Raw genomic sequence first — 23,885 nt, 5'->3', positions numbered from 1 at the left:
CTGCACAGCAGTCATGATTTCCAATCAGCGTGGATAAAAAAAGAGCCCGGAACCATCCGAGCTCTTTATTTGTCCGATGTGCCAGCAATTTCACTGTCTTGGCACCCTTTGCACTTCTGACGTTATCCCGGCACTACCTCAAACGTCAATATTCCCCGCCCGCAACGCATTGTTCTCAATGAAGTGACGACGCGGCTCGACCTCGTCGCCCATCAACATCGTGAACACGCGATCGGCCTCGATGGCGTCATTGACCTGCACCTGCAGCAAGCTGCGGACGTTCGGGTCCATCGTGGTTTCCCACAGCTGGGCCGGGTTCATTTCGCCCAGGCCCTTGTAGCGCTGGCGGCTGGTCGTGCGTTCGGCTTCTGACAGAAGCCATTGCATGGCCTGGCGGAAGTCGCCCACCTTTTCCGACTTGGCTTTTTCGCCTTCGCCGCGCAGGGCCTTGGCGCCCTCGGACAGCAGGCCGTTGAAGTGCTGGGCTTCGTCCGACAGGGCTGCGTAGTCGCTGCTGCGCACGAAGTCCTGGGTCAGGATGGAGCTCTTGATGTTGCCGTGGTGGTGGCGGCTGATGCGCAGCACCGGGTTGTCGGTCTGCGGGTCGATTTCGCCGGTCACTTCGGCGGGCACGCCGGTGGCGGTGAGTTCGCGCAGCTTGGCTTCCAGGATGGGAGCGCAGGCCTGGGCTTCCTCGATGGTGTCGAGCTTGATCTGCACGCCATCGGCGATGGCGCGCAGGGCTTCTGCGTCCATGAAGTTCGACAGGCGTTCGATCACCGTTTCGGCAGCCAGGTGCATGTAGGCCAGCTTGGCGAGTTCCTCGCCTTCGAGCGTGCGCGGTGCGTCGCCGCCCGTTGTGACGCTGGCGTTGTTCAGCGCGATGCGCAGCAGGTAGCTGTTGAGCGCCGGACCGTCCTTCAGATACAGCTCTTCCTTGCCGCTCTTGACCTTGTACAGCGGCGGCTGGGCGATGTAGATGTGGCCGGCTTCGACCAGCTCGGGCATCTGGCGGTAGAAGAAGGTCAGCAGCAGCGTGCGGATGTGGGCGCCGTCAACGTCGGCGTCGGTCATGATGATGATGCGGTGGTAGCGCAGCTTGGCGGGATCGAAATCGTCGCTGCTGCTCTTGCCCGATTCGGCGCTGGCCTTGCCGATGCCGGTGCCCAGGGCCGTGATCAGCGTGATGATTTCCTGGCTCGCGAGCAGCTTCTCGTAGCGCGCCTTCTCGACGTTCAGGATCTTGCCGCGCAGCGGCAGGATGGCCTGGAATTTACGGTCGCGGCCTTGCTTGGCGGAGCCGCCGGCGGAGTCGCCCTCGACGATGTAGATTTCGCACAGCGCCGGGTCTTTTTCCTGGCAGTCGGCCAGCTTGCCGGGCAGGCCCATGCCGTCGAGCACGCCCTTGCGGCGCGTCATTTCACGCGCCTTGCGCGCGGCTTCACGCGCGCGCGCGGCTTCGATGATCTTGCCGCAGAGGATCTTGGCGTCGATCGGGCGTTCCTGCAGGAAGTCGGACAGCGTCTTGGCGACGATGTCTTCGACCGGGGCGCGCACTTCGCTGGACACCAGCTTGTCCTTGGTCTGGCTCGAGAACTTGGGTTCGGGCACCTTGACGCTGAGCACGCAGCACAGGCCTTCGCGCATGTCGTCGCCCGTGACTTCGACCTTGGCCTTCTTGGCCAGCTCGTTCTGCTCGATGTACTTGCCGATGACGCGCGTCATCGCGGCGCGCAGGCCGGTCAGGTGGGTGCCGCCGTCACGCTGGGGAATGTTGTTGGTGAAGCACAGCACCTGCTCGCTGTAGCCGTCGTTCCACTGCATGGCGACTTCGACGCCGATCTCGGTGCCGGGAATGCCGCCGTAGGATTCGGCCGGGCGCGTGCCCGTGGCGTAGAAGGCCGTGGGGTGCAGCACCTTCTTGGTGGCGTTGATGAAGCCCACGAAGCCGCGCACGCCGCCGGCGCCCGAGAAGTCGTCTTCCTTGCCCGAGCGTTCGTCCTTGAGGCGGATGCGCACGCCGTTGTTCAGGAAGGACAGCTCGCGCAGGCGCTTGGCCAGGATGTCGTAGTGGAACTCGTGGTTCTGCGTGAAGATCTCGACGTCGGGCAGGAAGTGGACCTTGGTGCCGCGCTTGTCGGTTTCGCCGATGACGCGCATGGGCGAGACTTCGACGCCGTTGACTTCTTCAACCAGGCGGTTCTGCACGAAGCCGCGCGCGAAGTCGATTTCGTACGCCTTGCCTTCGCGGCGCACGGTGAGCTTGAGCCAGATGGACAGCGCGTTGACGCAGGACACGCCCACGCCGTGCAGGCCGCCCGATACCTTGTAGCTGTTCTGGTTGAACTTGCCGCCGGCGTGCAGTTCGGTCAGCGCGATTTCGGCCGCCGAGCGCTTGGGCTCGTGCTTGTCGTCCATCTTCACGCCGGTGGGAATGCCGCGGCCGTTGTCGATGACGGACAGCGAGTTGTCGGCGTGGATGGTGACGAGGATGTCGTCGCAATGGCCGGCCAGGGCTTCGTCGATGGAGTTATCCACAACTTCGAAGACCAGGTGGTGCAGGCCCGTGCCGTCGGAGGTATCGCCGATGTACATGCCGGGGCGCTTGCGCACCGCTTCCAGGCCTTCGAGGATCTGGATCGCGCCTTCGCCGTAGCCTTCGCTGGCGCCTGCCTGCTGGGCGTCGATCTTGTGGGTCGGCTCGATCGAGTCGCCTTGGGGTTCGGGCAGCGTTGTGTCAGCGGTCATTGGGGGAGCCTTGCGATCCGGAGGAAACGAAGTTTCCAAAATATTCAGTGGGGTAGTTAAAGGCGGCACAGGCTGTGGATAACAGGCCTATGCCGCGATTGATTGCGTGGGCAGATGGCTCAAATGCGCATCGGCATGACGACGTACTTGAAGAACTCGTTGCCGGGGATGGTCAGCAGCGCGGAGCTGTTGCCGTCGGCGAGGTCGATCTTCACCATGTCCTGGGCCATGTTGGTCAGCGCGTCGATCAGGTAGGTCACGTTGAAGCCGATTTCAATCGTGTCGCCGCCGTAGTCGATGTCGAGTTCGTCCACGGCCTCTTCCTGCTCGGCGTTGTTCGACGCCACGCGCAGCGTGCCGGGTTCGAGCGTGAGGCGCACGCCCTTGAACTTGTCGCTGGTCATGATGGCCGTGCGCTGCAGGCTGGCCAGCAGCGGTGCGCGGCCCAGGGTCACGCTGTTGCTGTGGTTCTTGGGAATCACGCGGTTGTAGTCGGGGAACTTGCCCTCGACCAGCTTGGTCACGAATTCCATGCCGCCGAACGTGAACTTCGCCTGGTTGTTGGCGAACTGCATCTCGATGTGGGGCTGGTTGTCGCCGCCCACGTCGGACAGCAGGCGCTGCAGCTCGAGCACGGTCTTGCGCGGCAGGATCACTTCCTGCTTGGGCACTTCGACGTCGAGCGTGGCGCTCGAGAACGCGAGGCGGTGGCCGTCGGTGGCGACCAGGCTCAGCGTCTTGCCTTCGGCGACGAACAGAATGCCGTTGAGGTAGTAGCGGATGTCCTGCACGGCCATCGCGAACGACACCTGGCCCAGCAGGTCCTTGAGGACCTTCTGCGGCACGCTGAACGACGGGCCGAACGCCGCGGCTTCCTGCACCAGCGGGAAGTCTTCCGCGGGCAGGGTCTGCAGCGTGAAGCGGCTCTTGCCGCCCTTGAGAATGATCTTGCTCTGGCTGGTTTCCAGCGCCACGGTCTGGTCGCCGGGCATGGTCTTGAGAATGTCGATCAGCTTGCGCGCGCCCACGGTGGTCGTGAAGTCGCCGGTGTCGCCGCCGAGTTCGGCGGTGGTGCGGATCTGGATTTCGAGATCGCTGGTGGTGAGTTGCAGGGCGTTGCCGGTCTTGCGGATCAGCACATTGGCCAGGATGGGCAGTGTGTGACGGCGTTCGACGATGCCGGACACCGACTGCAGAACTGCGAGAACCTTGTCTTGTGTTGCCTTCAGGACGATCATGTCAACCTTTAGTAAATTGGGGGTACGGTCGCTGCTACTGTGCGATTCAAGGGGTTGGGCCCTCGCGCCACCCCACCGCATATTTTGCCTTGTCGCGTGGCATTTCTGGGAGAGGATCGCGCGGGCGTTGTGCCCTAGCCTTTGAGCGTTTGCTCCAGCACGTGCAGCTGTTGGTTCAATTCGGTGAGCTGCTGGCGTTCGGCGGCAATCTTGCGCACCGCATGCAGCACCGTGGTGTGGTCACGGCCGCCAAACAGCTCGCCGATTTCGGGCAGGCTTTTCTGCGTCAGTTCCTTGGCCAGGTACATCGCAATCTGGCGCGGCCGCGCAATGCTGGCCGGGCGCTTCTTGCTGTACATGTCGGCGACCTTGATCTTGTAGTAATCGGCGACCGTCTTCTGGATATTTTCCACCGAAATCTGGCGGTTCTGGATCGACAGCAGGTCGCGCAGCGCTTCGCGTGCCAGCTGAATCGACACTTCTTTTTGATTGAAGCGCGAATAGGCCAGAATTTTGCGCAGCGCGCCTTCGAGCTCGCGCACGTTGGAGCGCACGTTCTTGGCGACGAAAAATGCGACTTCTTCAGGCATGTCGGCGCTTTCGGCGCGGGCCTTGTTGATCAAAATCGCGACGCGCATCTCGAGCTCGGGCGGCTCTATGGCCACCGTGAGGCCCGAATCGAAGCGCGACACCAGGCGCTCGTGGATGTTGGCCAGGCCCTTGGGATAGGTGTCACTGGTCATCACGATGTGGCTCTTCTTGGCCAGCAGCGCTTCGAACGCATTGAAGAATTCTTCCTGCGTGCGGTCCTTGTTGGCGAAGAACTGTACGTCGTCAATCAGCAACAAATCGAGCGAGTGGTAGCGTTCCTTGAACTCGTCGAACGTGCGCCGTTGGTAGGCTTTGACCACATCCGACACAAATTGCTCGGCATGGATGTAGAGAACTTTGCTGTCGGGCTTGTCTGCCAGCAGCTGATTGCCCACAGCATGCATCAAATGGGTCTTGCCCAGGCCCACGCCGCCGTAGATGAACAGCGGGTTGTACAGATGACCGGGCGAGCCCGCGACATGCATTGCCGCCGAGCGCGCCATGCGGTTGGCCGTGCCTTCGACCAGCGTGTCGAAGGTCAGGGCGGCGTTCAGGCGCGTGCGGAACACCGGCGCCGCAGGCTCCTCCTGGGCGGCACTGGTCGTGATCTGGTGGGTCTCCTGCTGACCGCCACGGTCGGCAGAAAACGGGCGCACGTAAGTGCGCGTCACCGATTCACGGTGAGCGAGTGCTAACTCCAGGGTGACGGGCTGGCCATACAGGGCTTCGAGCATCGCTGAAATGCGCCCGGCATATTGCGCACGAATCCAGTCGAGCTTGAAGCGGTTGGCCACGTGTACCGTGACCTTTGAAAAGTCTTCCGCCACCGTGGCGGTCAGCGGCTTGATCCAGGTGTTGAACTGCTGTTCGGGCAGATCTTGCCCCAGCTGCTCCACGCAGACCTGCCACAGGCCTTGGCCAGCGTCGTTGTTAGGTTCCTCGGTCATCGTCAGTGTCTTGTTGTGGATAGAGGAACAGTTGCGGGGCACCGATTGTAGCTTTTCAAGGACTTATCCACAAAATATCAGGTGGTTGTCCTCAACTCTTGCTGAAAGAAAAGGCCAACCTCCTTTGTGAAAGGGCATTGCAACATGGAACGAATGTGGAGATAATCGCGGGTTTCCCTGAATGTGTTCAGGGTGATATGGCCCGGCCGGCTGTTTTTTGCGGTTGGCGGGTGTTGCCGGAAGACGGCTTTTTGCCGGCCCGGTGCGAATCTGAACCTCCTCAAGGAACAACACCATGAAACGTACTTACCAACCCTCCAAGACACGTCGCGCCCGTACCCACGGCTTCCTCGTTCGCATGAAGACCAAGGGCGGCCGTGCCGTCATCAACGCACGTCGCGCCAAGGGCCGCAAGCGTCTGGCTGTCTAAGGTCATTCTTGGCGCCTGCCCATCGGTTCACCCCTTGGGCTCCTCCTCGGAGGTGCCACGTATGCAACGGCTGAAAACGCGTCCGCAGTTTCAAGCTGCGATGGCGGGAGGCATTGTCTCCCGTACTCCGCACTTCGCCTTGCACCGTTTGGTACTCGACGAGGATGTGCCTTTGACGCCTCCTTCAGGGCCCGGCGGCTTGCATTCTGTGCAAGCCCCGCAGGCCCTGTTTGGCGTGGCGCAAGCCGAGCCGGCTTCCTGGCTCGGGGCCATGGCGCCCAAGCGCTGGGCCAAGCGCTCCGTCACGCGCCATGCGATCCAGCGCCAGGTCTATGTGCTTGGCGATGAATATGCGCCGCAGCTGGCCTGCGCCGCCTATGTGGTGCGCCTGCGCGCCACTTTTGACCGCAAGCAGTTCGTCAGCGCGATATCCGAGCCGCTGAAGCAGGCGATTCGCGCCGAGCTGCACCAGCTTTTCGCCTATGCCGTGCGCCGCCAGTCCGCGCCGGCAACGCCGCGGCCGTCTCCGGCCCCGGCAGCGACAGCTGCGGCAACGACTGCGGCCGCGGCCACAGTCGGGAATACAGCGCCATGATGCGCGGGCTGCTCATGGGCCTGGTGCGGCTCTACCGCCTGACCTTGAGCCCCTGGATAGGCTCGGCCTGTCGTTTCGAGCCCACCTGCTCCGCCTATGCGCTCGATGCCCTCGGGCAGCATGGCGCGGCCGCGGGCAGCTATTTGACCCTGCGCCGGCTGGCGCGCTGCCATCCATGGTGTGATGGCGGTCATGATCCGGTTCCATCGCAAACGCCCCGGCTGTTTGCCTGCTGCCAGCCTTCTTCTTCGACCACCCAACCTTCCTCAAAGAAGTCTTCATGAACGACATTCGCCGCACCATCCTGTGGGTGATATTTGCCTTTTCCATGGTCTTGCTATGGGACAAGTGGCAAGTTCACAACGGCAAAAAGGCCACTTTCTTCCCCGCGCCCGTGACCGTGCCGGTGGCCGCGCCCGCAGCCCCCGTGAGTCCGGGTGCGTCCTCGGTGCCCTCGTCCACGCCCGCGCTGGCCGACAGCACCCAGGTTCCCGGCGGCGCGCCCGCGGCCGCAGCGCCTGCGGCGGCCCGCGAAAACGTCCAGGTCACGACCGACGTGCTCGCGCTGACGTTCGACACCCTGGGCGGCACGCTCAAGCATGCCGAAATGCGCAAGTACGCTGACATGGCCGACAAGACCAAGTCTTTCGTGCTGTTCGACGAAAGCGCGCAGCGCGTCTACATGGCCGAGTCCGGCCTGATCGGCGGCAGCTTCCCCAACCACAAGACGGCGATGCAGCTGGTGCCCGGTCCTACGACCCTGCAGGACGGCCAGGACGAACTGCAGATCCGCTTCGAGTCGGCTGACGTGGGCGGCGTGAAGCTGGTCAAGACCTATACGCTCAAGCGCGGTGCCTATGACATCGCCGTGCGCCATGACGTGGTCAACGCCGGCGCGACTTCGGTCAACCCGCAGCTGTACGTGCAGCTGGTGCGTGACGGCAATGCGCCTCCGGGCGAGTCGAGCATGTACTCGACCTTCACCGGTCCCGCAGTCTACACCGAAGCCAAAAAGTACCAGAAGGTCGAGTTCAAGGACATCGAAAAGGGCAAGGCCGACTGGGAGAAGACCGCGACCAATGGCTATGTGGCCATGGTGCAGCATTACTTCGCCAGCGCCTGGCTGCTCGCCGACGGCGTGCAGCGCGACATCTTTGCGCGCAAGGTCAGCGACAACCTGTATGCCGTGGGCATGATCACGCCCCTGGGCACGGTCGAACCCGGCCAGAGCAAGAGTGTCGAGGCCAAGCTGTTCGCCGGCCCGCAACTCGAGAAGACGCTCGAAGCCCTGGCACCCGGTCTGGAACTGGTCAAGGACTATGGCTGGCTGACCATCATGGCCAAGCCGCTGTACTGGCTGCTCGACCAGATCCACAGCCTGCTGGGCAACTGGGGCTGGTCCATCGTCGGCCTGGTGCTGGTGCTGAAGATCCTGTTCTACTGGTTGAACGCCAAGGCCTACGCCAGCATGGCGAAGATGAAGGCCATCAACCCCAAGATCATGGAGATGCGCGAGCGCCTCAAGGACAAGCCGCAGCAGATGCAGCAGGAGATGATGCGCATCTACCGCGAGGAGAAGGTCAACCCCATGGGCGGATGTCTGCCCATCATCATCCAGATTCCGGTGTTCATTGCGCTGTACTGGGTGCTGCTGTCGAGCGTCGAAATGCGCAACGCACCGTGGATTGGCTGGATCACCGACCTGTCGTCGCCTGACCCGTACTTCATCCTGCCCGTGCTGATGACGCTGAGCTCGCTGCTGCAGACCGCGCTCAACCCCGCGCCGCCAGATCCGATGCAGGCCAAGATGATGTGGATCATGCCGCTGATGTTCAGCGTGATGTTCTTCTTCTTCCCCGCCGGTCTGGTGATGTACTGGCTGACGAACAACATTCTGTCGATCGCCCAGCAATGGCTGATCAACACCCGCATGGGCGTGCCTCCCCAGTTCAATCTGCCGAAGTTTAAGTAGCACCCCCTGAGCCGCTTGCGCCGGATGGCCGGCCCCGGCTTCCCTCTCTCAACCTTCGGTGGAGGGGGACGGCAGCCTCGCTGCGGGGCGGCCCTTGCTCGCTGCCCCTGAGTTGGAGCACGCCAGTTTCATGCGGCACGTGCAGTGCCATGAATCACTGAAAAGAGGGTTAAGCCTCTAAACCACGGCCGCTTTTGCGGCCGTGGTTGTTTGTGCACTGGTTATCCACAGCTTTCAGGTGCCGCTATCATGCCTTTCAATTCCGAAACCGTTCGTCCTGAGCCTGTCGAAGGATGAACGGCCTGCGCTCAAGACATGAGGTTCGGCCGTTCATGGTTCGACAGGCTCACCACGAACGGGATTGGAAGTTATGCCTCAGGCTGGTTCTTGTGAACGCATTACAAAACTACGTCTCGCTCGTGACGAACGGTTGACGTTCTCCATCAATATTTAAAGACTCTCCCATGCTCCCCCGCCACGACCAACCCATTGCCGCCATTGCCACAGCCCCCGGTCGAGGCGCCGTGGGCATAGTGCGGGTTTCCGGCAAGGGCCTGGCGCCGCTGGTGCAGCGGCTGTGCGGGCGCGAACTGAAAGCCCGCGAAGCCACCTACCTGCCGCTGCGCGACGCCAAGGGCCAGCCGATTGACCACGGCCTGGCGCTGTTCTTTCCCGGCCCACACAGCTATACCGGCGAAGACGTGCTCGAACTGCAGGCCCATGGCGGCACGGTGGTGCTGCAGCTGCTGCTCGCGCGCTGCCTCGAAGCCGCGGCCGAAGTGGATGGCGCGGGCCAGGCCTTCTTGCCGGGACTGCGCCTGGCCCAGCCCGGCGAGTTCACCGAGCGCGCGTTTCTCAACGACAAGATCGATCTGGCCCAGGCCGAGGCGATTGCCGATCTGATCGATGCGAGCACCGAAGCCGCGGCGCGCAGCGCCAGCCGTTCGCTGTCGGGCGCGTTCTCGCAGGAGATCCACACGCTGCGCGACGCGCTGGTGCGGCTGCGCATGCTGGTCGAAGCGACGCTGGACTTTCCCGAAGAGGACATCGACTTCCTGCAGCAGGCCGATGCGAGCGGCCAATTGGAGCGCCTGCAGCAGTCGCTGTCGGGCGTGCTCGCGCGCGCCCACCAGGGCGCGCTGCTGCGCGAAGGCATCAAGGTGGTGATCGCGGGCCAGCCCAACGCGGGCAAGAGCTCGCTGCTCAACGCGCTCGCGGGCGCCGAACTCGCCATCGTCACTGAAATTGCGGGAACGACGCGCGACAAGGTGCAGCAGACGATTCAGATCGAAGGCGTGCCGCTGCATGTCATCGACACCGCGGGCCTGCGCGAAAGCGACGACACGGTGGAGCGCATAGGCATTTCGCGCGCCTGGGACGAGATTGCCGCGGCCGACGCCGTGCTGTTCCTGCACGACCTCACGCGCCAGGACCAGGCCGACTACCGCGCGGGCGACGATGCGATCCGCGCGACACTGTCCGAGCGCCTGCCGGCCCAGGTGCCGGTGATCGATGTCTGGAACAAGACCGATTCGGCGAGTGCCGAGTCGTTGCCGGACGGCCTGCGCCTGTCGGCGCGCACCGGCGACGGCCTGGATGCGCTGCGCCGCCGCCTGCTCGAAGTCGCGGGCTGGCAGTCGGCCCCCGAAGGCCTGTACCTGGCGCGCGCGCGCCATGTCGAGGCGCTGCAGGCCGTGGGTGTGCACTTGGACCAGGCCATGGCCCAGCTGCGCGCCGCCGGCCCGCATCTCGACCTGCTGGCCGAAGAGCTGCGCCTGGGGCAGAACGCGCTCAATGCGATCACGGGAGAGTTCACGTCCGACGACTTGCTGGGCGTGATCTTCTCCAGCTTCTGCATTGGCAAGTAGCCGCAGGGCTCAGCGCGTCAGCGCCAGCATTTCCCTGATCAGATCCGACTTGCCTTCAAAGCCTATGCCCGGCAGCGCGGGCAGCGTCACATAGCCGTTGTCGACCTTGACGCCGTCGGGGAAGCCGCCATAGGGCTGGAACAGGTCGGGGTAGCTTTCATTGCCGCCCAGGCCCAGGCCCGCGGCGATGGCCAGCGACATCTGGTGGCCGCCGTGGGGAATGCAGCGGCTGGGCGACCAGCCGTGTTCCTTGAGCATGTCGAGCGTGCGCAGGTATTCGACCAGGCCGTAGCTCAGGGCGCAGTCGAACTGCAGGTAGTCGCGCTCGGGGTTCATGCCGCCGTGGCGAATCAGGTTGCGCGCATCCTGCATGGAGAACAGGTTCTCGCCCGTGGCCATGGGGCCTTTGTAGACTTCGCCCAGCTTGGCCTGCAGCTCGTAGTCCAGCGGGTCGCCGGCTTCCTCGTACCAGAACAGCGGGTATTGCGACAGCGCCTTGCCGTAATCGACGGCGGTCTGCAGATCGAAGCGGCCGTTGGCATCGACGGCCAGTTGCTGGCCCGGGCCCAGGATCTTGAGCACCGATTCGATGCGTTCGCAGTCTTCGGCAATGCTCGCGCCGCCGATCTTCATCTTCACGACCGAGTAGCCGCGGTCGAGATAGCTTTGCATTTCCTGCTTGAGCTTGTCCAGGCCCTTGCCCGGGTAGTAGTAGCCGCCGGCCGCGTAGACGAAGACGCGCGGATTGGGCGTGCCCGTGCCGTAGCGTTCGGCCAGCAGCTGGAACAGGGGCTTGCCTTCGATCTTGGCGACGGCATCCCAGATCGCCATGTCGATGGTGCCCACGGCCACCGAGCGCTCGCCGTGGCCGCCGGGCTTTTCGTTGGTCATCATGCAGGCCCAGATCTTGTGCGGGTCGAGGTTCTCGCCGCTGGCGTCGACCAGCGTCGCGGGGTCGGCTTCGAGCACGCGCGGAATGAAGCGGTCGCGCATCAGCGCGCCCTGGCCGTAGCGGCCGTTGGAGTTGAAGCCGTAGCCAATGACCGGCTTGCCGTCGCGGATCACGTCGGTCACCACCGCGACGAGACTCAGCGTCATCTTGGAGAAGTCGATGTAGGCGTTGCGGATGTCCGATTTGATGGGACGCGTGGACTCGATGATGTTGACGATTTTCATGTTGGCGTTTCTCGGTAGGAGGTCTATTGCGACAGCGAGGAGCCGCCGCAGATGTTGAGGTTCTGGCCGGTGATGGCCGCTGCCGCGGGCGACAGCAGATAGCCCACCAGCGCAGCGATTTCACGGGGTTCGACCAGGCGGCCCATGGGCGGCATGCGCGGCGCGCTGCCGGCGCGCGCCGGGTCCTTGAGCATGGGCGTGGCCGTCGCGCCCGGCGAGACCACGTTGACGGTGACGCCGCGCGGCGCGACTTCGACGGCCCAGCTGCGCGCCAGCGCGATCACGGCCGCCTTGGTCGCCGCGTACTGGCCGCGCCCGGGCAGGCCCTGGGCCACGCGGCTGCCGATGAAGACCACGCGTCCGAAGCCGCGTTCGGCCATGGCCGGCACCAGTGCGTCGGCCAGCCGCGTGCCGGCATCGACATGCAGCTGCCACATCAGCGCGCCCGCGGCCGCGTCGAGCTGGCCCAGCGGCGCGACGCGCAGCACGCCGGCCGCATGCACCAGCGCATCGACGTTCTCGAGGCCCGCGGCCAGCGCGACTATCTGCGCGCCCTGGGTCAGATCGAGCGGCCGGTGCGTGAACGCGGCGTGGGTGATGGCCGGCGCCGCGCGATCGACGCCGGTCACGCGCCAGCCCGCGGCCAGCAGGTCTTCGGCAATCGCCTGGCCTATGCCGCCGCTGCTGCCGGTGACGACGGCGTGCCGGGGCAGGGCTTCATTCGACACGGATGTTCCCCTCGGTGACGATCTTCTGCGAGCGCTCCATGTCCTGCTTCTGGAACTTGACGAAGTCCTCGGCCGAGCCGCTCGTGATCAGGATGCCCAGCTCCTTGAGCTTGTCCTTCATGTCGCCGGCCAGCGCCTTGTTGACTTCGGTGTTGAGCTTCTTGACGATGTCGGCCGGCAGCTTGGCCGGGCCCCAGAGGCCGTACCAGCTGTAGAACTCGTAGCCGGGAATGGTTTCGCCCACGGTGGGCACATCGGGCAGGCTGGAGGCGCGCTCGGCGGACGTCACGGCGACCACGCGCAGCATGCCGCTCTTGTGGTACTGCAGCGAGCCCAGGATGGGGTCGATGAAGCCGTCGATCTGGCCGCCGATCAGGTCCTGGAAGGCCGGTGCCGTGCCCTTGTAGGGAACGATCAGATAGTTCAGATTGCCCGCGCGTTTGAGCAGTTCGGTCGACAGATGGCCGGCCGAGCCTATGGAGCCCACGGCAAAGGTCATCTTGCCGGGATGCGTCTGCGCATAGGCGATCAGCGACTTGATGTCGGTGATCGGCAGATTCTTGTTCACGGCCACCGACAGCGGCGCCTTGGCGACCAGGGCCACGGGAGCGAAGTCGCGGTTCACCACATATGGCACGGACTTCATGGTCATGGGTGCGGTGGTGAAGGTCGAGGCGTTGAACAGCAGCGTGTAGCCGTCGGCCGGCGCCTTGGACACCACGTCGCCGCCGATCACGCCATTGCCGCCCGGGCGGTTCTCCACGATGAACGACTGGCCGGTCTGTTCGGTGAGCTTTTGCGCGAGCTGGCGGCCGATCACGTCGAGCGTGCCGCCCGGTGGAAACGGGATCACGACCTTGACGGCCTTGGTGGGATAGGCCTGGGCCGACGCGAGGCCGGCGATGGCCAGGGTGATCGCGCCTATGGCGCACTGGATGAAATTCTTGCGTTGCATGTCTTTGTCTCCTGTCATTGTTTTTAGGAAGTCCATGGCCGTGGCGTCGCTATGCGCCACGGCAAGCGAAATCGCTCTCAGCGCTTGAGCAGGCCGGCCTGCGCCACGGCGGCGCGCAGGGCAGCGGTCTCCTTTTCGTTCGGCGCTTCGGTCGGTGGGCGCACCGTGGCGTCGTCGATCACGCCAGCCAGATACATGCCGCCCTTCATGCGCGCATGGGCCTCGCCCGTGGGCTCGCCGCCGCCGTAGACCGCGTCCTTGAGCGGCGTGATGACGGCCTGCACTTCCATGGCCTTCTTCAGATCGCCGGCCTTGACGGCGTTCCACAGATCGATGATCAACTGCGGAATGAAGGTGGCGAAGCCGACCAGCGCGCCGTCTACGCCCTGGACCATCGAGGCCAGCAGGTATTCGTCGTGGCAGGTCAGGATGGCTTTGGTGGGATCGGCTTCACGGATCGCCTGGATGTCGCGTGCATATTTGTTCATGTCGCGCTGGCCGACCTTGAACGCCTGCAGGTAGGGCAGCTTGGCGAGCTGGGCCAGCAGCTCGGACGAGTACGAGGCGCGGGTCCATGCGGGGTAGACGTGGCACACCAGGTCCAGCTCGGGCGCGGCCTGGTGGATGGCTTCGAAGTACTGCAGCGCGTGGCCGGGTGTGAAGCCGAAGCGCAGCCAGTGGTGGGGCGGCATCACGTCGAGCGCCACCGCGCCCGCGGCCTGGGCGGCGCGCGCATGTTCGGCGGCTTCGGCCAGGCCTTCGCAGACGATGGACGAGATCACGGGCATGCGGCCCTTGAGTTCGTCGGCGACGATGCGCGTGACTTCGGCGCGTTCGGCGGGTGTCAGGGAAAACACTTCGCCGGTGTGGCCGTTGGTCATGATGGCCACCACGCCGTCGTGGCCTGCGAGCCAGGATGCGAGCTTGCGCAGCGCCGGTTCGTCGATCCGGTGGTCCGGCGTGAACGGGCAGGAAATGGCGGGAATGATCCCTTTGTAGTTGGCGATGGATGGCATGTATAGTCTCCTGGCGTTGGCTTTGTGGGTCTGCGGAGTGATCATTTCCCAGAGCGCAGATCGGCGCCAATACTAGAAATGCATACAACTATCCACTTCGTGGAGACAACGGGCGCAGCGCATGGGACCAGGCAATCGCAACCTTGACTTCGAGTGGCTCGAAGACTTCATGGCCCTCGCCGAAAGCGGCAATTTCTCGCGTGCCGCGGAAGCGCGCGCCATCGCCCAGCCGGCGTTCAGCCGGCATATCCGCGGGCTCGAAGAGTGGGTGGGCGTCGATCTGTTCGACCGCAGCGCCCACCCGGCCGCGCTTACTGCCGCGGGCCAGCGTTTCCTGCCGCTGCTCGAAGGCGTGCTCGGCGATCTCGAGGCCGCGCGCATCAAGGCGCGCGCCGCGCACGACCAGGAGGAGTCGACGCTGCGCTTCGCGGCCACGCACTCGCTGTCGCTCACTTTCTTTCCGCGCTGGCTCACGGGCATAGAGTCGCGGCTGCACATAGGCGCGCTGCAGACCATGTCCGACAGCTCGCGCAGCTGCGAATTCCTGATGTTCCAGCGGCGCGTGCAGTTCGTGCTGTGCCACGGCCACAAGGACGTGCCGGGGCGGCTCGACGAGCAGGAGTACCCGATGCTGCGGCTGGGCAGCGAAGTGCTGCTGCCGGTGTCGGTGCCCCACCCCGACGGCACGCGCGGCAAGGCCTTGCACGCGATCGGCAATGCGCCGCCCGTGCCCATGCTGGCCTACAGCCAGGACTCTGGCCTGGGCCGCATCATGCGCGCCCAGCTGCGCCCCAACATGGCCAGGGCGGGGCGCAGGAACACCGAGTCTGAATTGCAGGAAGTCTTCACCGCCCACCATGCGGTGCTGCTCAAGACCATGGCGCTCGAGGGCCGCGGCATCGCCTGGCTGCCGCAGTCGCTGATCGAGGCCGAGCTGGCCAGCGGCGCGCTCGTGGGCGCGGGCACGCAGACGCTCAACATTCCGGTGGAGATACGCATGTACCGCCAGCGCGCGGTGATGTCGGACAAGGCCGAGGCGCTGTGGGACCTGGCCAAACAGCAGGCGCTGGACTGATCGCCACGTGAAGTCCCATTCCACCGCGGCGGCGATCGCCGTCATCCTGGCCGGCGTCACGGCCGCGCTGCACATCGGCAAGATTCCGCCCGCGATTCCGGTGCTGCAGCAGGCGCTGGGCCTGACGCTGGTCGAGGCCGGCTTTCTGCTGTCGATGGTGCAGCTCGCGGGCATGCTGCTGGGCGTGCTTTTGGGCGTTGCCGTCGACGGCCTGGGACTGCGCCGCAGCATGCTGATCGGCCAGCTCACGCTGTGCGTGGCCAGCCTCGCGGGCATCTGGGCGCGCGCTCCGGCTGACTTGCTGGTGCTGCGCGCCGTCGAAGGCCTGGGCTTTCTGCTGGTGGTGCTGGCCGCGCCCAGCCTGATACGGCAGCTGGTGCCCGCACGCCAGCTGCCGTCGTTCCTGGGCCTGTGGGGCGCGTACATGCCGGCCGGCGCGGCGCTGGCGCTGCTGTGCGGGCCGCTGTTCATGGCGGCCTGGGGCTGGCAGGCCTGGTGGGGGCTGCTGGGCGCGCTGTCGGCGGCAATGGCGCTCTGGCTGGTGCTGGGCGTGCCGGATGCCGGTGCGGCGCCTGCAGGCCCCGCAGGCGCTACCCCTGAGCCCTGGGCGCAGCGCCTGCGCGTGACGCTCGCCAGCCCCGGCCCCTGGCTGGTGGCGCTGGCGTTCGCGATGTATTCGAGCCAGTGGCTGGCCGTGGTCGGTTTTCTGCCTTCGGTCTATGCCCAGGCCGGCGTGGGCGCGGTCGCTGCGGGCGCGCTGACGGCGCTGGTCTGCGCGATGAACATCATCGGCAATGTCGCTGCGGGACGCTGGCTGCTGCGCGGCCTGGCCGCGCAGCGCCTGCTGTTCTGGGGCTTTGGCAGCATGGCGCTGACGGCCTTCCTGACTTTCAGCCCGCTGCTGGGCGAGGCGCCGCTGCTGCGCTACGCGGCCGTGCTGCTGTTTTCCGCCGCGGGCGGCATGGTGCCGGGCACCTTGTTCTCGCTGGTCGTGCGCCTGGCGCCGAGCGCGCAGACGGTGTCTACGACCATGGGCTGGGTGCAGCAATGCTCGGCCACGGGCCAGTTCCTGGGGCCGCCGCTGGTCGCCTGGGTCGCGGCCCAGGCCGGCGGCTGGCATGCGACCTGGGTCGTGACGGGCGCGGCATCATTGATCGGACTGTGGCTTGCCAGCCGCCTGGGCGCGCGCGCGGCGCTGGCGCCGCAGGCCTGAGCGCCGGTCAGCTGGCGTCGGGCTCGGCGCGGTGCAGCAGTTCGAGGAACAGCTCGGCGGGCCGGCTCAGCGGCCGGTCGCGGCGCACCAGGCTGCCATAGGACTCGAGCTTGTGGCGCAGCGTGTAAGGCACGATGCGCAGCATTCCGTAGTGGTCGTTGAGCGCGCCCACGGTCTGCGGAATCACGCCCAGCATGTCCGAGCTGCGCACCAGATTGATGGTGGTGAGAATCGAGCCGGTCTCGATCAGCCCGCGCGGCAGCGGCGTGCAGTGCTCGCGAAACTCCTGCTCGATCAGCGCGCGCATCGGGCTGCCCGGCGGCTGCAGCACCCAGCCGTAGTGCTGCAGATCGGCGAAGCGCGCCTTGGGCAGGGCCAGCAGCGGGTGGTCGTTGCGCACGATGAAAGCCAGGCTTTCGTCGTCAATGGGCCGGAACACGCATTCGCCGGCCGATGCGGCGGCCATGCGCCCGACCACGACTTCGAGCACGCCTTCATGCAGCTGGGTCAGCAGCCGGTCGCTGGTGTCGACCGCGACTTCCATTTCGAGCAGCGGCAGCTGCTTCTTGAGGTCGAGCAGGGCGCGGGTCAGGCGCCCGGGTGAGGCCGCCATGATGCTGCCGACCACCAGCCGGCCCGCGCTGCCCTGGCGCAGCTCGCCCAGCTCGCGGTTGAGCGCTTCCATGCTGCCGCGCATCGCGCGGAAGTAGTCGAACACCCGGTCGCCCGCGGCATTGCGCTGCAATTGCCGGCCCACGCGCTCGAACAGCCGCTGGCCCAGCGCATCTTCGAGCTCGTGCAGCATCTTGGTCGCCGCGGGCTGGCTCAGGCCCAGCTGCGCGGCCGCGGCGCGCAGCGTCTGGCGTTCCTCTATGGCCAGCACCAGCGCGATCTGGCGCATGCGCAGGCGGTTGAGCAACTGCGGTGTGTTGTCGCGTTTGTCGATGGAACCCATGGCTGTCTCCTGATTTCCTCAGGTTATCAATCTATCAAAAACATTGAATATACGGCTATCAATACCTTGCCTACGATGCAGTCACCACTATAAAAATGGAGACAAAGATGCAAAGACGTCATCTGCTGACCGCCACCGCGGTCTGGGCTACCTGTCTGCTGCCCGCGGCCGCGCAGGCGCAGGATCCGGCGAACTGGCCGACACGGCCGGTGCGCATGCTGGTCGGCTCCGCGCCCGGCGGCGGCACCGATGCGATGGCGCGCGCCGTCGCCGACCGGCTCGCGCCCTTGCTCAAGCAGCCGGTGCTGGTCGAAAACCGCCCCGGCGTCTCCAACACCATGGCCGTCGACGTGACCGCCAAGTCCACGGACGGACACACCATGGTCATGGGCGTGGTCACGGCGCATGCGATCGCGCCCCACCTGCTCAAGCTGGGCTACGACAACAACAAGGACCTGGTGCCCGTGGCCTTCGTCGGCTCCGTGCCCAATGTGCTGGTCGTGGGCAATTCGGTGGCCGCGAACAGCGTCGCCGAACTCGTCGCCCTGGCCAAGAAGAATCCAGGCCAGATCAACTTCGCGAGCAGCGGCACGGGCAGCACCCAGCACATCGCGGCCGAAGTGTTCAAGGACGCGGCCGGCATCGCCATCACGCATGTGCCCTACAAGGGCAGCGCGGGCGCGCTGGTCGATCTGGTCAGCGGCCAGGTGCAGATGAGCTTCGACACCATGCCTTCGGTCATCGGCCAGATCAAGGCCGGCAAGCTGCGCGCGCTGGCCGTGACTTCGCCCCAGCGCAACCCGCAGCTGCCCCAGGTGCCGACCATGGCCGAAGCCGGTCTGCCCACGGTGGCGATCAGCGCCTGGTACGGCATCTACATGCCGGCCGCGACCCCCAAGGCCGTGCAGCAGAAAGTGCATGACGAAGTCAACAAGGTCATCGCCATGCCCGAGACCAAGACCCGGCTCGAGGCCGTGGGCGCCGAACTGCGGCCCATGACCCAGCCCGACTTCGGCAGCTTCCACCTCGCCGAGTACCAGCGCTTCGGCGAGATCATTCGCAAGAACAATATCAAACTGGACTGAGCCATGGCTACCGCACCCCTTCCCGTCGTTGCCCTGACCCTGGGCGACCCCGCCGGCATAGGCGCCGAACTGATCGCCCGCCTGCTGGCCAAACCCGAAGCCACGCAGCAGGCCAACCTGGTGCTGATCGGCGACCCCTGGCTCTGGGCCCAGGGCCAGCGCACAGCCGGCGTCGAGGTGGCGACGGCGCCGCTGGCCGCTCTGTCCGATGCGCGCGAGCGCGCCGACACGCGGCTGCCGGCCTTCGTGGCCGTGAACAGCATTGCCGCCGCCGACGTGCAGACCGGCCAGGTGGGCGCCGCGGGCGGGCGTTCGGTGCTGCAGGTGCTGGACCAGTGCATGGACGCGGCGCTGGCCGGCGCGATCGACGCGATCTGCTTTGCGCCACTCAACAAGCAGGCGATGAAGCTCGGCGGACTGCGCCACGAAGACGAGCTGCACCACTTCGCCGAATACCTGGGCGTGCAGGGCTACTTCTGCGAGTTCAACACGCTGGGCGACCTGTGGACTTCGCGCATTTCCTCGCATGTGCCGCTCAAGGATGTGGCCAGCTATCTCAGCGAAGAGCGCATCGCCCAGGCGGCCGAACTCCTCTACAACGCGCTGCGCGCCAGCGGCATTGCCCAGCCCAAGGTGGCGATCGCGGGCTTCAACCCGCACAACGGCGACGGCGGCACCTGCGGGCGCGAAGAGATCGACATCATCGCCCCCGCGGTGCGCGCGCTGCAGGCGCGCGACTGGCCCAGCGACGCGCCGTTCCACGGCCCGTTCCCGGCCGACACGATCTTTCTCAAGGCCCAGGCGGGCGAGTACCAGGCCATCGTCACGATGTACCACGACCAGGGCCAGATCGCGATCAAGTTGCTGGGCTTCTCGCGCGGCGTGACGGTGCAGGGCGGCCTGCCGATTCCCATCACCACGCCCGCGCATGGCACGGCCTACGACATCGCGGGCCAGGGCCGGGCGAGCGTAGAGGCGACCTGGCAGGCCTTGCTGATCGCCAGCCGCATGGGCTCGGCGCGCATGGCAACGCGGTCACTGGCCGCCGCCTGATTCCCCGGGCTGCGGCCCGCTTCACTCCATTTTTTCCAAGAGGTCTGTATGAAGATCAAGTCCGTGCGCGCCCGTGTTTTCCAATGGAAGGGCAAGACCGTTCCGCCCCAGGGCAACTTCTGCTCCAACGCCATGGATCTGGTGTACTCCAACACCGAGAGCATGAGCACCTTCCGCTTCCATTCGTGGACCGTGGTCGAGATCGAGACCGACGACGGCATCGTGGGCATAGGTAACGTGGCGCTGGCGCCGGCGATCGCCAAGGCCATCATCGACCAGTACCTCACGCCGCTGGTCGTGGGCCAGGACCCCTGGGACTACGAATACCTCTGGCAGCGCATGTACCGCGCCACGCACGCCTGGGGCCGCAAGGGCGTGACCATGGCCGCGATCTCGGCCGTCGATCTGGCGATCTGGGACATCCTGGGCAAGAGCGTCAACAAGCCGGTGTTCAAGCTGCTGGGCGGGCGCACCAAGGAAAAGATTCCCTGCTACTACTCCAAGCTCTACCGCGGCGACCTCAAGGAAATGCAGGACGAAGCGCAGAAGTTCATGGACCAGGGCTTCACCGCGTTCAAGATGCGCTTCGGCTACGGCCCGGCCCACCTGCAGCATGGCGTCAAGGAGAACCTCAAATCGGTCGAAGCCATTCGCGAAGTGATCGGCTACGACAACGACCTGATGCTCGAGTGCTACATGGGCTGGAACCTCGAGTACGCCAAGCGCATGCTGCCCAAGCTCGCGAAGTACGAGCCGCGCTGGCTGGAGGAACCGGTGATCGCCGACGACATCGACGGCTACGCCGAACTCAACGCGATGAACATCATTCCGATCTCGGGCGGCGAGCATGAGTTCAGCCTCTACGGCTTCAAGCAGTTGCTCGACAAGAAGGCCGTGAGCGTGGTGCAGTACGACACCAATCGCGTGGGCGGCATCACGGCCGCGCACAAGATCAACGCGCTGTGCGAAGCCTATTCGGTGCCGGTCATTCCGCACGCCGGCCAGATGCACAACTACCATCTGACGATGAGCACGCTGGCCTCGCCCATGGCCGAGTACTTCCCGATCTTCGACGTGGAAGTCGGCAACGAGCTGTTCTGGTACATCTTCGACGGCGAGCCCATCGCCGACAACGGCTTCCTGCAGCTGCGCGACGACGTTCCCGGCCTGGGCCTGACGCTCAAGACCGAGTACCTCGACCAGTTCGACATCATCGAGTAAGGAGCCCGCCATGCCCGGACTTTCCAACCCGCGCTACCGCGGCATCTTCCCGGTCGTGCCCACGACCTTCCATGAAGACGGCACGCTCGATCTGGCGAGCCAGAAGCGCTGCGTCGACTTCATGATCGACTCGGGCGTCGACGGCCTGTGCATACTGGCCAACTTCTCCGAGCAGTTCCTGCTGGCCGACGACGAGCGCGAAACGCTCACGCGCCTGGTGCTCGAACATGTGGCCGGCCGCGTGCCGGTGATCGTCACCACCACGCATACCAGCACCGCGGTCTGCGCGGCGCGCAGCCGGCGTGCGCAGGATATGGGCGCGGCGATGGTGATGGTCATGCCGCCGTACCACGGCGCAACGTTCCGCTTCAGCGACGCGCAGATTCACCGCTTCTTCGCGGGTGTGTCCGATGCGATCGACATTCCCATCATGATCCAGGACGCGCCCGCGGCGGGCACGGCCTTGCCGCCCGCGTTTTTGGCGCGCATGGCGCAGGAGATCGAGCAGGTCAGCTACTTCAAGATGGAGACCGCAGGCGCGGCGAGCAAGCTGCGCGAACTGATCGCGCTGGGCGGCGAAGCCATCGAAGGCCCATGGGACGGCGAGGAAGCCATCACGCTGCTCGCCGACCTCGAAGCCGGCGCGACGGGTTCCATGACCGGTGGCGGTTTCGCCGACGGCATTCGCCCCATCATCGAAGCCTTTCGCAACGGCGACAAGGACCTGGCGTTCAACGAATACCAGCGCTGGCTGCCGCTGATCAATCACGAGAACCGCCAGGCAGGCTTTCTCGCCGCCAAGGCGCTGATGCAGGCAGGCGGCGTGATCGCCTGCGACGCCCCGCGTTCGCCCTGGCCCGCGATGCATCCTGAAGTGCGGCGGCAGTTGCTGGATATCGCGCGGCGGCTGGATCCGTTGGTGTTGCGCTGGGGGAAATAAGGCGAGGCGATTTTTCGAGGGCAGGCCGTTCACCCTTCGACAGGCTCAGGGCGAACGGTAAAACCGTTCGGGCTGAGCTTGTCGAAGCCCTGGTATTCAAGCCCCTCAACGCCCAGCCCCAACCCCCGTGCGCTGCAACTGCTCATGCAGAATCCGCCGAATCTCGATGATCGCCAGCGGATGCTCCTGCACGCTGTGGCCCGACTCGATCACCAGTTCCGACGCCGCGCCCGGCAGGTGGGCGCTCGCGTAGGGCACGATACCGTCGCTCGAATCGGCCAGCGGCAGCGCGGGTTCGGCGTCGCCGATGATCGAGTGGTAGCGCAGCTGCGGCGCGAGCGGCAGGTTCGATGACAGGCGCACGAACGGGTCCGTATCGCTGAGGTTGTCGATGCTGTTGGGAATGCGCAGCAGGCCCTGCTTGCCCGGCCGCGGCTTGAGCTGGGCCAGTGCGCGCGTCACGTCGCCCACCTGCTCGAGCATGGAAAACGGCAGCGTGATCAGGTTCGCGGCCCAGCGTGCGAGACGGTGGTTTGCAAACGCCGTGCCGCGGTGCGGGGCAGCGATGAAGATCGCGTCGGTGATCGACGGCAGGGGCTCGAAGTTGAGCACCGGCGCCATGCGCCGCTGCAGCGCCGCCTGCTGCCCGGGCTGCAATTGGTAGTCTTCCAGCAGCCGGTCCCACACCTGCGTGCCCGCGGACGACACCAGCAGGCGCGCGAGCACGCCGCCCATGCTGTGGCCGATTACCGTGGTGTGCTGCGACGCCGCCGACAGGCCCTGGGGATCGAAGTGCGCGAACGTGGCCTGCAGCGCGTCGCGGATAGCGCGGTTGTTGAGCGCCAGCGGCGCATTGGTCGGGTAATAGACCTGCCAGATCTGGTAGTTCTGGCGCAGCGTCTCGTCGCCCAGCACTTCGTTGGCGACGTTGATCCAGGCTTCGGGGCTGCTCGCCAGGCCGTGCAGCATCAGCACCACGCGACGGCCCGGGTCGTAGGGCTGCATCAGATAGATCTGCGGACGATGCAAGCCGTTGTCCAGGCCCAGCAGCGAGCGCAGCGCCTGCACCGAGAAGCCCGAGCGCGCGAGCCACAGGCCGTAGCCCGAAGTGAAGTTCGCCGCCAGCGGCACCTGTTCGCCGGCGAGCAGCACCTTGCCGTAGCGGTAGGGGTCGTACATCTGCACGTGAATGGTGCGCGTCTTGAGCACTTCGGCCTGCGTCGTGCCTTCGAAGCGCAGCAGCGCCGTGAGCGCGGGATAGGGCGCTTCCTGGAACGGCTGCTCGGCGCTGCGCGCCGGCAAGGTGTCGAGTGGCTCATCGGCCGGGCGCGCGCTCAGCGGGTCGTCGGTGGGAAAGACCGCGACCAGCTCCGCGCCGAAGCCGTCGCGCCGGTAGATGTTGCGCAGGCCCGAGAACGTCAGCGACGAGGCCGGAATGAGTTCGCGCGGCATCTGCGCGTCCTGCGGCAACCAGATGCCGCTGAGGTTGGTGTGCAGCGTCCAGCCGTTCCAGGGCAGCACCGACGCATCGAGCGCCGTGAGATGGCGCTGCTGGCTGTGGTGGAACAGCCCGGTGATCGCCTGTTCGACGGCATGGTTGTAGTAGTCGCGCACCTGGGTCTGGCGGTCCTCGAACATGCGCTCGCTGGGCTTGCGCGATGAAAAGAACAGGTAGGCATAGGCGTGGCGCGCGGCTTCGAGCCAGGCATCGATTTCGTCGCTGCCGTGGCTGCCCGGCGCAGCGCGCTGGGCCTGCAGCGCGGCCTGGGTCCAGAGTTCGGCGAGCGTGGACAGGCGCTGGTCGTCGGTCAGTGCGGGCGTGCCCGCGATGTCGTCACGGCACTGCGACGGCAGATCCTCGCAGCGCTTGCGCTCGAGGCCGATGACGCGCAGCGCTTCCTGCGTCGCGGCGCTGAGCGTGCCGGCCGTGAGGATGTCGGAGCGCCGCTGCGACAGATAGTCGGACGGCTGCAGCGAACTGACCTGCACGCCGGCGCAGCCCGCCAGCAGCGCGGCGGCGCACAGCGCAGAAACCAGGCGCCAGGCGCGCAGGGCGGTAAAGACCATGGAGAGTGAACC

At 65.6% G+C, this 23,885-nt stretch carries 20 protein-coding genes; 11 read left to right on the top strand and 9 right to left on the bottom strand.

Translation table 11 applies throughout. The annotated features are described in order from the left end of the window. Nucleotides 1-138: 138 nt before the first annotated feature. From gyrB to dnaA, 3 genes are all read right to left on the bottom strand, one after another. Nucleotides 139-2,748, bottom strand: a complete 2,610-nt coding sequence (gene gyrB / locus KHY18_RS01630) for a DNA topoisomerase (ATP-hydrolyzing) subunit B (RefSeq protein WP_213293552.1) — start codon at nucleotides 2,746-2,748, stop codon at nucleotides 139-141. A 119-nt stretch (nucleotides 2,749-2,867) separates the two neighbouring features. Next, nucleotides 2,868-3,986 (bottom strand): DNA polymerase III subunit beta, encoded by a 1,119-nt coding sequence (gene dnaN, locus KHY18_RS01625; RefSeq protein ID WP_213293550.1) that lies wholly within the window; start codon nucleotides 3,984-3,986, stop codon nucleotides 2,868-2,870. A gap of 134 nt (nucleotides 3,987-4,120) precedes the next feature. Beyond that, nucleotides 4,121-5,524, bottom strand: coding sequence for a chromosomal replication initiator protein DnaA (gene dnaA / locus KHY18_RS01620; RefSeq protein ID WP_213293548.1), 1,404 nt, complete (start codon nucleotides 5,522-5,524; stop codon nucleotides 4,121-4,123). A gap of 295 nt (nucleotides 5,525-5,819) precedes the next feature. Here dnaA and rpmH point away from each other — a divergent pair, with 295 nt between their 5' ends. The 5 genes from rpmH (at nucleotide 5,820) to mnmE (ending at nucleotide 10,389) form a co-directional block, all read left to right on the top strand. Continuing rightward, nucleotides 5,820-5,954 carry a 50S ribosomal protein L34 gene (gene rpmH, locus KHY18_RS01615; protein ID WP_012207856.1) on the top strand — a complete coding sequence of 45 codons (135 nt, stop codon included), beginning with the start codon at nucleotides 5,820-5,822 and terminating at the stop codon, nucleotides 5,952-5,954. A gap of 61 nt (nucleotides 5,955-6,015) precedes the next feature. Then, nucleotides 6,016-6,549 carry a ribonuclease P protein component gene (locus KHY18_RS01610; RefSeq protein ID WP_213293723.1) on the top strand — a complete coding sequence of 178 codons (534 nt, stop codon included), beginning with the start codon at nucleotides 6,016-6,018 and terminating at the stop codon, nucleotides 6,547-6,549. Further along, nucleotides 6,546-6,833, top strand: coding sequence for a membrane protein insertion efficiency factor YidD (yidD, locus tag KHY18_RS01605; protein WP_213293546.1), 288 nt, complete (start codon nucleotides 6,546-6,548; stop codon nucleotides 6,831-6,833). Before KHY18_RS01610 ends, yidD begins: the two co-directional genes overlap by 4 nt. Beyond that, on the top strand, nucleotides 6,830-8,521 hold the full coding sequence (gene yidC, locus KHY18_RS01600; RefSeq protein WP_213293544.1) for a membrane protein insertase YidC: 1,692 nt from the start codon (nucleotides 6,830-6,832) through the stop codon (nucleotides 8,519-8,521). The genes yidD and yidC overlap by 4 nt, the downstream gene beginning before the upstream one ends. 464 nt (nucleotides 8,522-8,985) lie before the next feature. Then, nucleotides 8,986-10,389 carry a tRNA uridine-5-carboxymethylaminomethyl(34) synthesis GTPase MnmE gene (mnmE, locus tag KHY18_RS01595; RefSeq protein WP_213293542.1) on the top strand — a complete coding sequence of 468 codons (1,404 nt, stop codon included), beginning with the start codon at nucleotides 8,986-8,988 and terminating at the stop codon, nucleotides 10,387-10,389. Between the two features lie 9 nt (nucleotides 10,390-10,398). Here mnmE and KHY18_RS01590 read toward each other — a convergent pair whose 3' ends face one another. From KHY18_RS01590 to KHY18_RS01575, 4 genes are all read right to left on the bottom strand, one after another. Next, nucleotides 10,399-11,565, bottom strand: a complete 1,167-nt coding sequence (locus KHY18_RS01590) for a mandelate racemase/muconate lactonizing enzyme family protein (protein WP_213293540.1) — start codon at nucleotides 11,563-11,565, stop codon at nucleotides 10,399-10,401. Nucleotides 11,566-11,588: 23 nt separating this feature from the next. Continuing rightward, the gene (locus KHY18_RS01585; protein WP_213293538.1) at nucleotides 11,589-12,293 is read right to left on the bottom strand and encodes an SDR family NAD(P)-dependent oxidoreductase; all 705 of its coding nucleotides are present in this window, start codon (nucleotides 12,291-12,293) and stop codon (nucleotides 11,589-11,591) included. Next, the gene (locus tag KHY18_RS01580; protein WP_213293534.1) at nucleotides 12,283-13,248 is read right to left on the bottom strand and encodes a Bug family tripartite tricarboxylate transporter substrate binding protein; all 966 of its coding nucleotides are present in this window, start codon (nucleotides 13,246-13,248) and stop codon (nucleotides 12,283-12,285) included. The genes KHY18_RS01585 and KHY18_RS01580 overlap by 11 nt, the downstream gene beginning before the upstream one ends. A 77-nt stretch (nucleotides 13,249-13,325) precedes the next feature. Beyond that, nucleotides 13,326-14,264: a dihydrodipicolinate synthase family protein gene (locus KHY18_RS01575; protein ID WP_213293531.1), complete on the bottom strand. Its 939-nt coding sequence runs from the start codon at nucleotides 14,262-14,264 to the stop codon at nucleotides 13,326-13,328. 121 nt (nucleotides 14,265-14,385) lie between these two features. Here KHY18_RS01575 and KHY18_RS01570 point away from each other — a divergent pair, with 121 nt between their 5' ends. Further along, nucleotides 14,386-15,339: a LysR family transcriptional regulator gene (locus KHY18_RS01570; RefSeq protein ID WP_213293528.1), complete on the top strand. Its 954-nt coding sequence runs from the start codon at nucleotides 14,386-14,388 to the stop codon at nucleotides 15,337-15,339. 7 nt (nucleotides 15,340-15,346) lie between these two features. Beyond that, nucleotides 15,347-16,552, top strand: a complete 1,206-nt coding sequence (locus KHY18_RS01565; RefSeq protein ID WP_213293525.1) for an MFS transporter — start codon at nucleotides 15,347-15,349, stop codon at nucleotides 16,550-16,552. 7 nt (nucleotides 16,553-16,559) lie between these two features. On the opposite strand, the gene KHY18_RS01560 is transcribed toward KHY18_RS01565, so the two are convergent. Then, the gene (locus KHY18_RS01560) at nucleotides 16,560-17,507 is read right to left on the bottom strand and encodes a LysR family transcriptional regulator (protein ID WP_213293522.1); all 948 of its coding nucleotides are present in this window, start codon (nucleotides 17,505-17,507) and stop codon (nucleotides 16,560-16,562) included. A gap of 107 nt (nucleotides 17,508-17,614) precedes the next feature. Here KHY18_RS01560 and KHY18_RS01555 point away from each other — a divergent pair, with 107 nt between their 5' ends. Genes KHY18_RS01555 through KHY18_RS01540 form a run of 4 tightly spaced genes read left to right on the top strand, consistent with a single transcriptional unit; the run spans nucleotide 17,615 to nucleotide 21,806 of the window. Next, nucleotides 17,615-18,592, top strand: a complete 978-nt coding sequence (locus tag KHY18_RS01555) for a Bug family tripartite tricarboxylate transporter substrate binding protein (protein ID WP_213293519.1) — start codon at nucleotides 17,615-17,617, stop codon at nucleotides 18,590-18,592. A gap of 3 nt (nucleotides 18,593-18,595) precedes the next feature. Next, nucleotides 18,596-19,645, top strand: a complete 1,050-nt coding sequence (locus KHY18_RS01550; protein ID WP_213293516.1) for a 4-hydroxythreonine-4-phosphate dehydrogenase PdxA — start codon at nucleotides 18,596-18,598, stop codon at nucleotides 19,643-19,645. A gap of 48 nt (nucleotides 19,646-19,693) precedes the next feature. After that, nucleotides 19,694-20,866, top strand: coding sequence for an L-rhamnonate dehydratase (locus tag KHY18_RS01545; protein WP_213293513.1), 1,173 nt, complete (start codon nucleotides 19,694-19,696; stop codon nucleotides 20,864-20,866). A 10-nt stretch (nucleotides 20,867-20,876) separates the two neighbouring features. After that, nucleotides 20,877-21,806 (top strand): dihydrodipicolinate synthase family protein, encoded by a 930-nt coding sequence (locus KHY18_RS01540; RefSeq protein WP_213293510.1) that lies wholly within the window; start codon nucleotides 20,877-20,879, stop codon nucleotides 21,804-21,806. A gap of 105 nt (nucleotides 21,807-21,911) precedes the next feature. Here KHY18_RS01540 and KHY18_RS01535 read toward each other — a convergent pair whose 3' ends face one another. Next, the gene (locus KHY18_RS01535; protein WP_213293508.1) at nucleotides 21,912-23,873 is read right to left on the bottom strand and encodes an esterase/lipase family protein; all 1,962 of its coding nucleotides are present in this window, start codon (nucleotides 23,871-23,873) and stop codon (nucleotides 21,912-21,914) included. Between the last annotated feature and the right edge of the window lie 12 nt (nucleotides 23,874-23,885).

The organism is Acidovorax sp. CCYZU-2555 (assembly GCF_018413525.1).
Taxonomy (GTDB): domain Bacteria; phylum Pseudomonadota; class Gammaproteobacteria; order Burkholderiales; family Burkholderiaceae_C; genus Comamonas.
The sequence above is the reverse complement of the archived record's forward strand: the minus strand, read 5'-3'. Positions and strand labels throughout refer to the sequence as shown.

Excerpts from the sequence above, each read along its gene's own strand:
- KHY18_RS01570 (WP_213293528.1), top strand. The coding sequence starts at position 14,386 with ATGGGACCAGGCAATCGCAACCTTGACTTCGAGTGGCTCGAAGACTTC.
- KHY18_RS01575 (WP_213293531.1), bottom strand. The coding sequence starts at position 14,264 with ATGCCATCCATCGCCAACTACAAAGGGATCATTCCCGCCATTTCCTGC.
- KHY18_RS01560 (WP_213293522.1), bottom strand. The coding sequence starts at position 17,507 with ATGGGTTCCATCGACAAACGCGACAACACACCGCAGTTGCTCAACCGC.
- yidC (WP_213293544.1), top strand. The coding sequence starts at position 6,830 with ATGAACGACATTCGCCGCACCATCCTGTGGGTGATATTTGCCTTTTCC.
- KHY18_RS01545 (WP_213293513.1), top strand. The coding sequence starts at position 19,694 with ATGAAGATCAAGTCCGTGCGCGCCCGTGTTTTCCAATGGAAGGGCAAG.
- KHY18_RS01550 (WP_213293516.1), top strand. The coding sequence starts at position 18,596 with ATGGCTACCGCACCCCTTCCCGTCGTTGCCCTGACCCTGGGCGACCCC.
- gyrB (WP_213293552.1), bottom strand. The coding sequence starts at position 2,748 with ATGACCGCTGACACAACGCTGCCCGAACCCCAAGGCGACTCGATCGAG.
- dnaA (WP_213293548.1), bottom strand. The coding sequence starts at position 5,524 with ATGACCGAGGAACCTAACAACGACGCTGGCCAAGGCCTGTGGCAGGTC.
- mnmE (WP_213293542.1), top strand. The coding sequence starts at position 8,986 with ATGCTCCCCCGCCACGACCAACCCATTGCCGCCATTGCCACAGCCCCC.
- KHY18_RS01580 (WP_213293534.1), bottom strand. The coding sequence starts at position 13,248 with ATGCAACGCAAGAATTTCATCCAGTGCGCCATAGGCGCGATCACCCTG.
- KHY18_RS01610 (WP_213293723.1), top strand. The coding sequence starts at position 6,016 with ATGCAACGGCTGAAAACGCGTCCGCAGTTTCAAGCTGCGATGGCGGGA.
- KHY18_RS01555 (WP_213293519.1), top strand. The coding sequence starts at position 17,615 with ATGCAAAGACGTCATCTGCTGACCGCCACCGCGGTCTGGGCTACCTGT.
- KHY18_RS01590 (WP_213293540.1), bottom strand. The coding sequence starts at position 11,565 with ATGAAAATCGTCAACATCATCGAGTCCACGCGTCCCATCAAATCGGAC.
- KHY18_RS01540 (WP_213293510.1), top strand. The coding sequence starts at position 20,877 with ATGCCCGGACTTTCCAACCCGCGCTACCGCGGCATCTTCCCGGTCGTG.
- KHY18_RS01535 (WP_213293508.1), bottom strand. The coding sequence starts at position 23,873 with ATGGTCTTTACCGCCCTGCGCGCCTGGCGCCTGGTTTCTGCGCTGTGC.
- yidD (WP_213293546.1), top strand. The coding sequence starts at position 6,546 with ATGATGCGCGGGCTGCTCATGGGCCTGGTGCGGCTCTACCGCCTGACC.
- rpmH (WP_012207856.1), top strand. The coding sequence starts at position 5,820 with ATGAAACGTACTTACCAACCCTCCAAGACACGTCGCGCCCGTACCCAC.
- dnaN (WP_213293550.1), bottom strand. The coding sequence starts at position 3,986 with ATGATCGTCCTGAAGGCAACACAAGACAAGGTTCTCGCAGTTCTGCAG.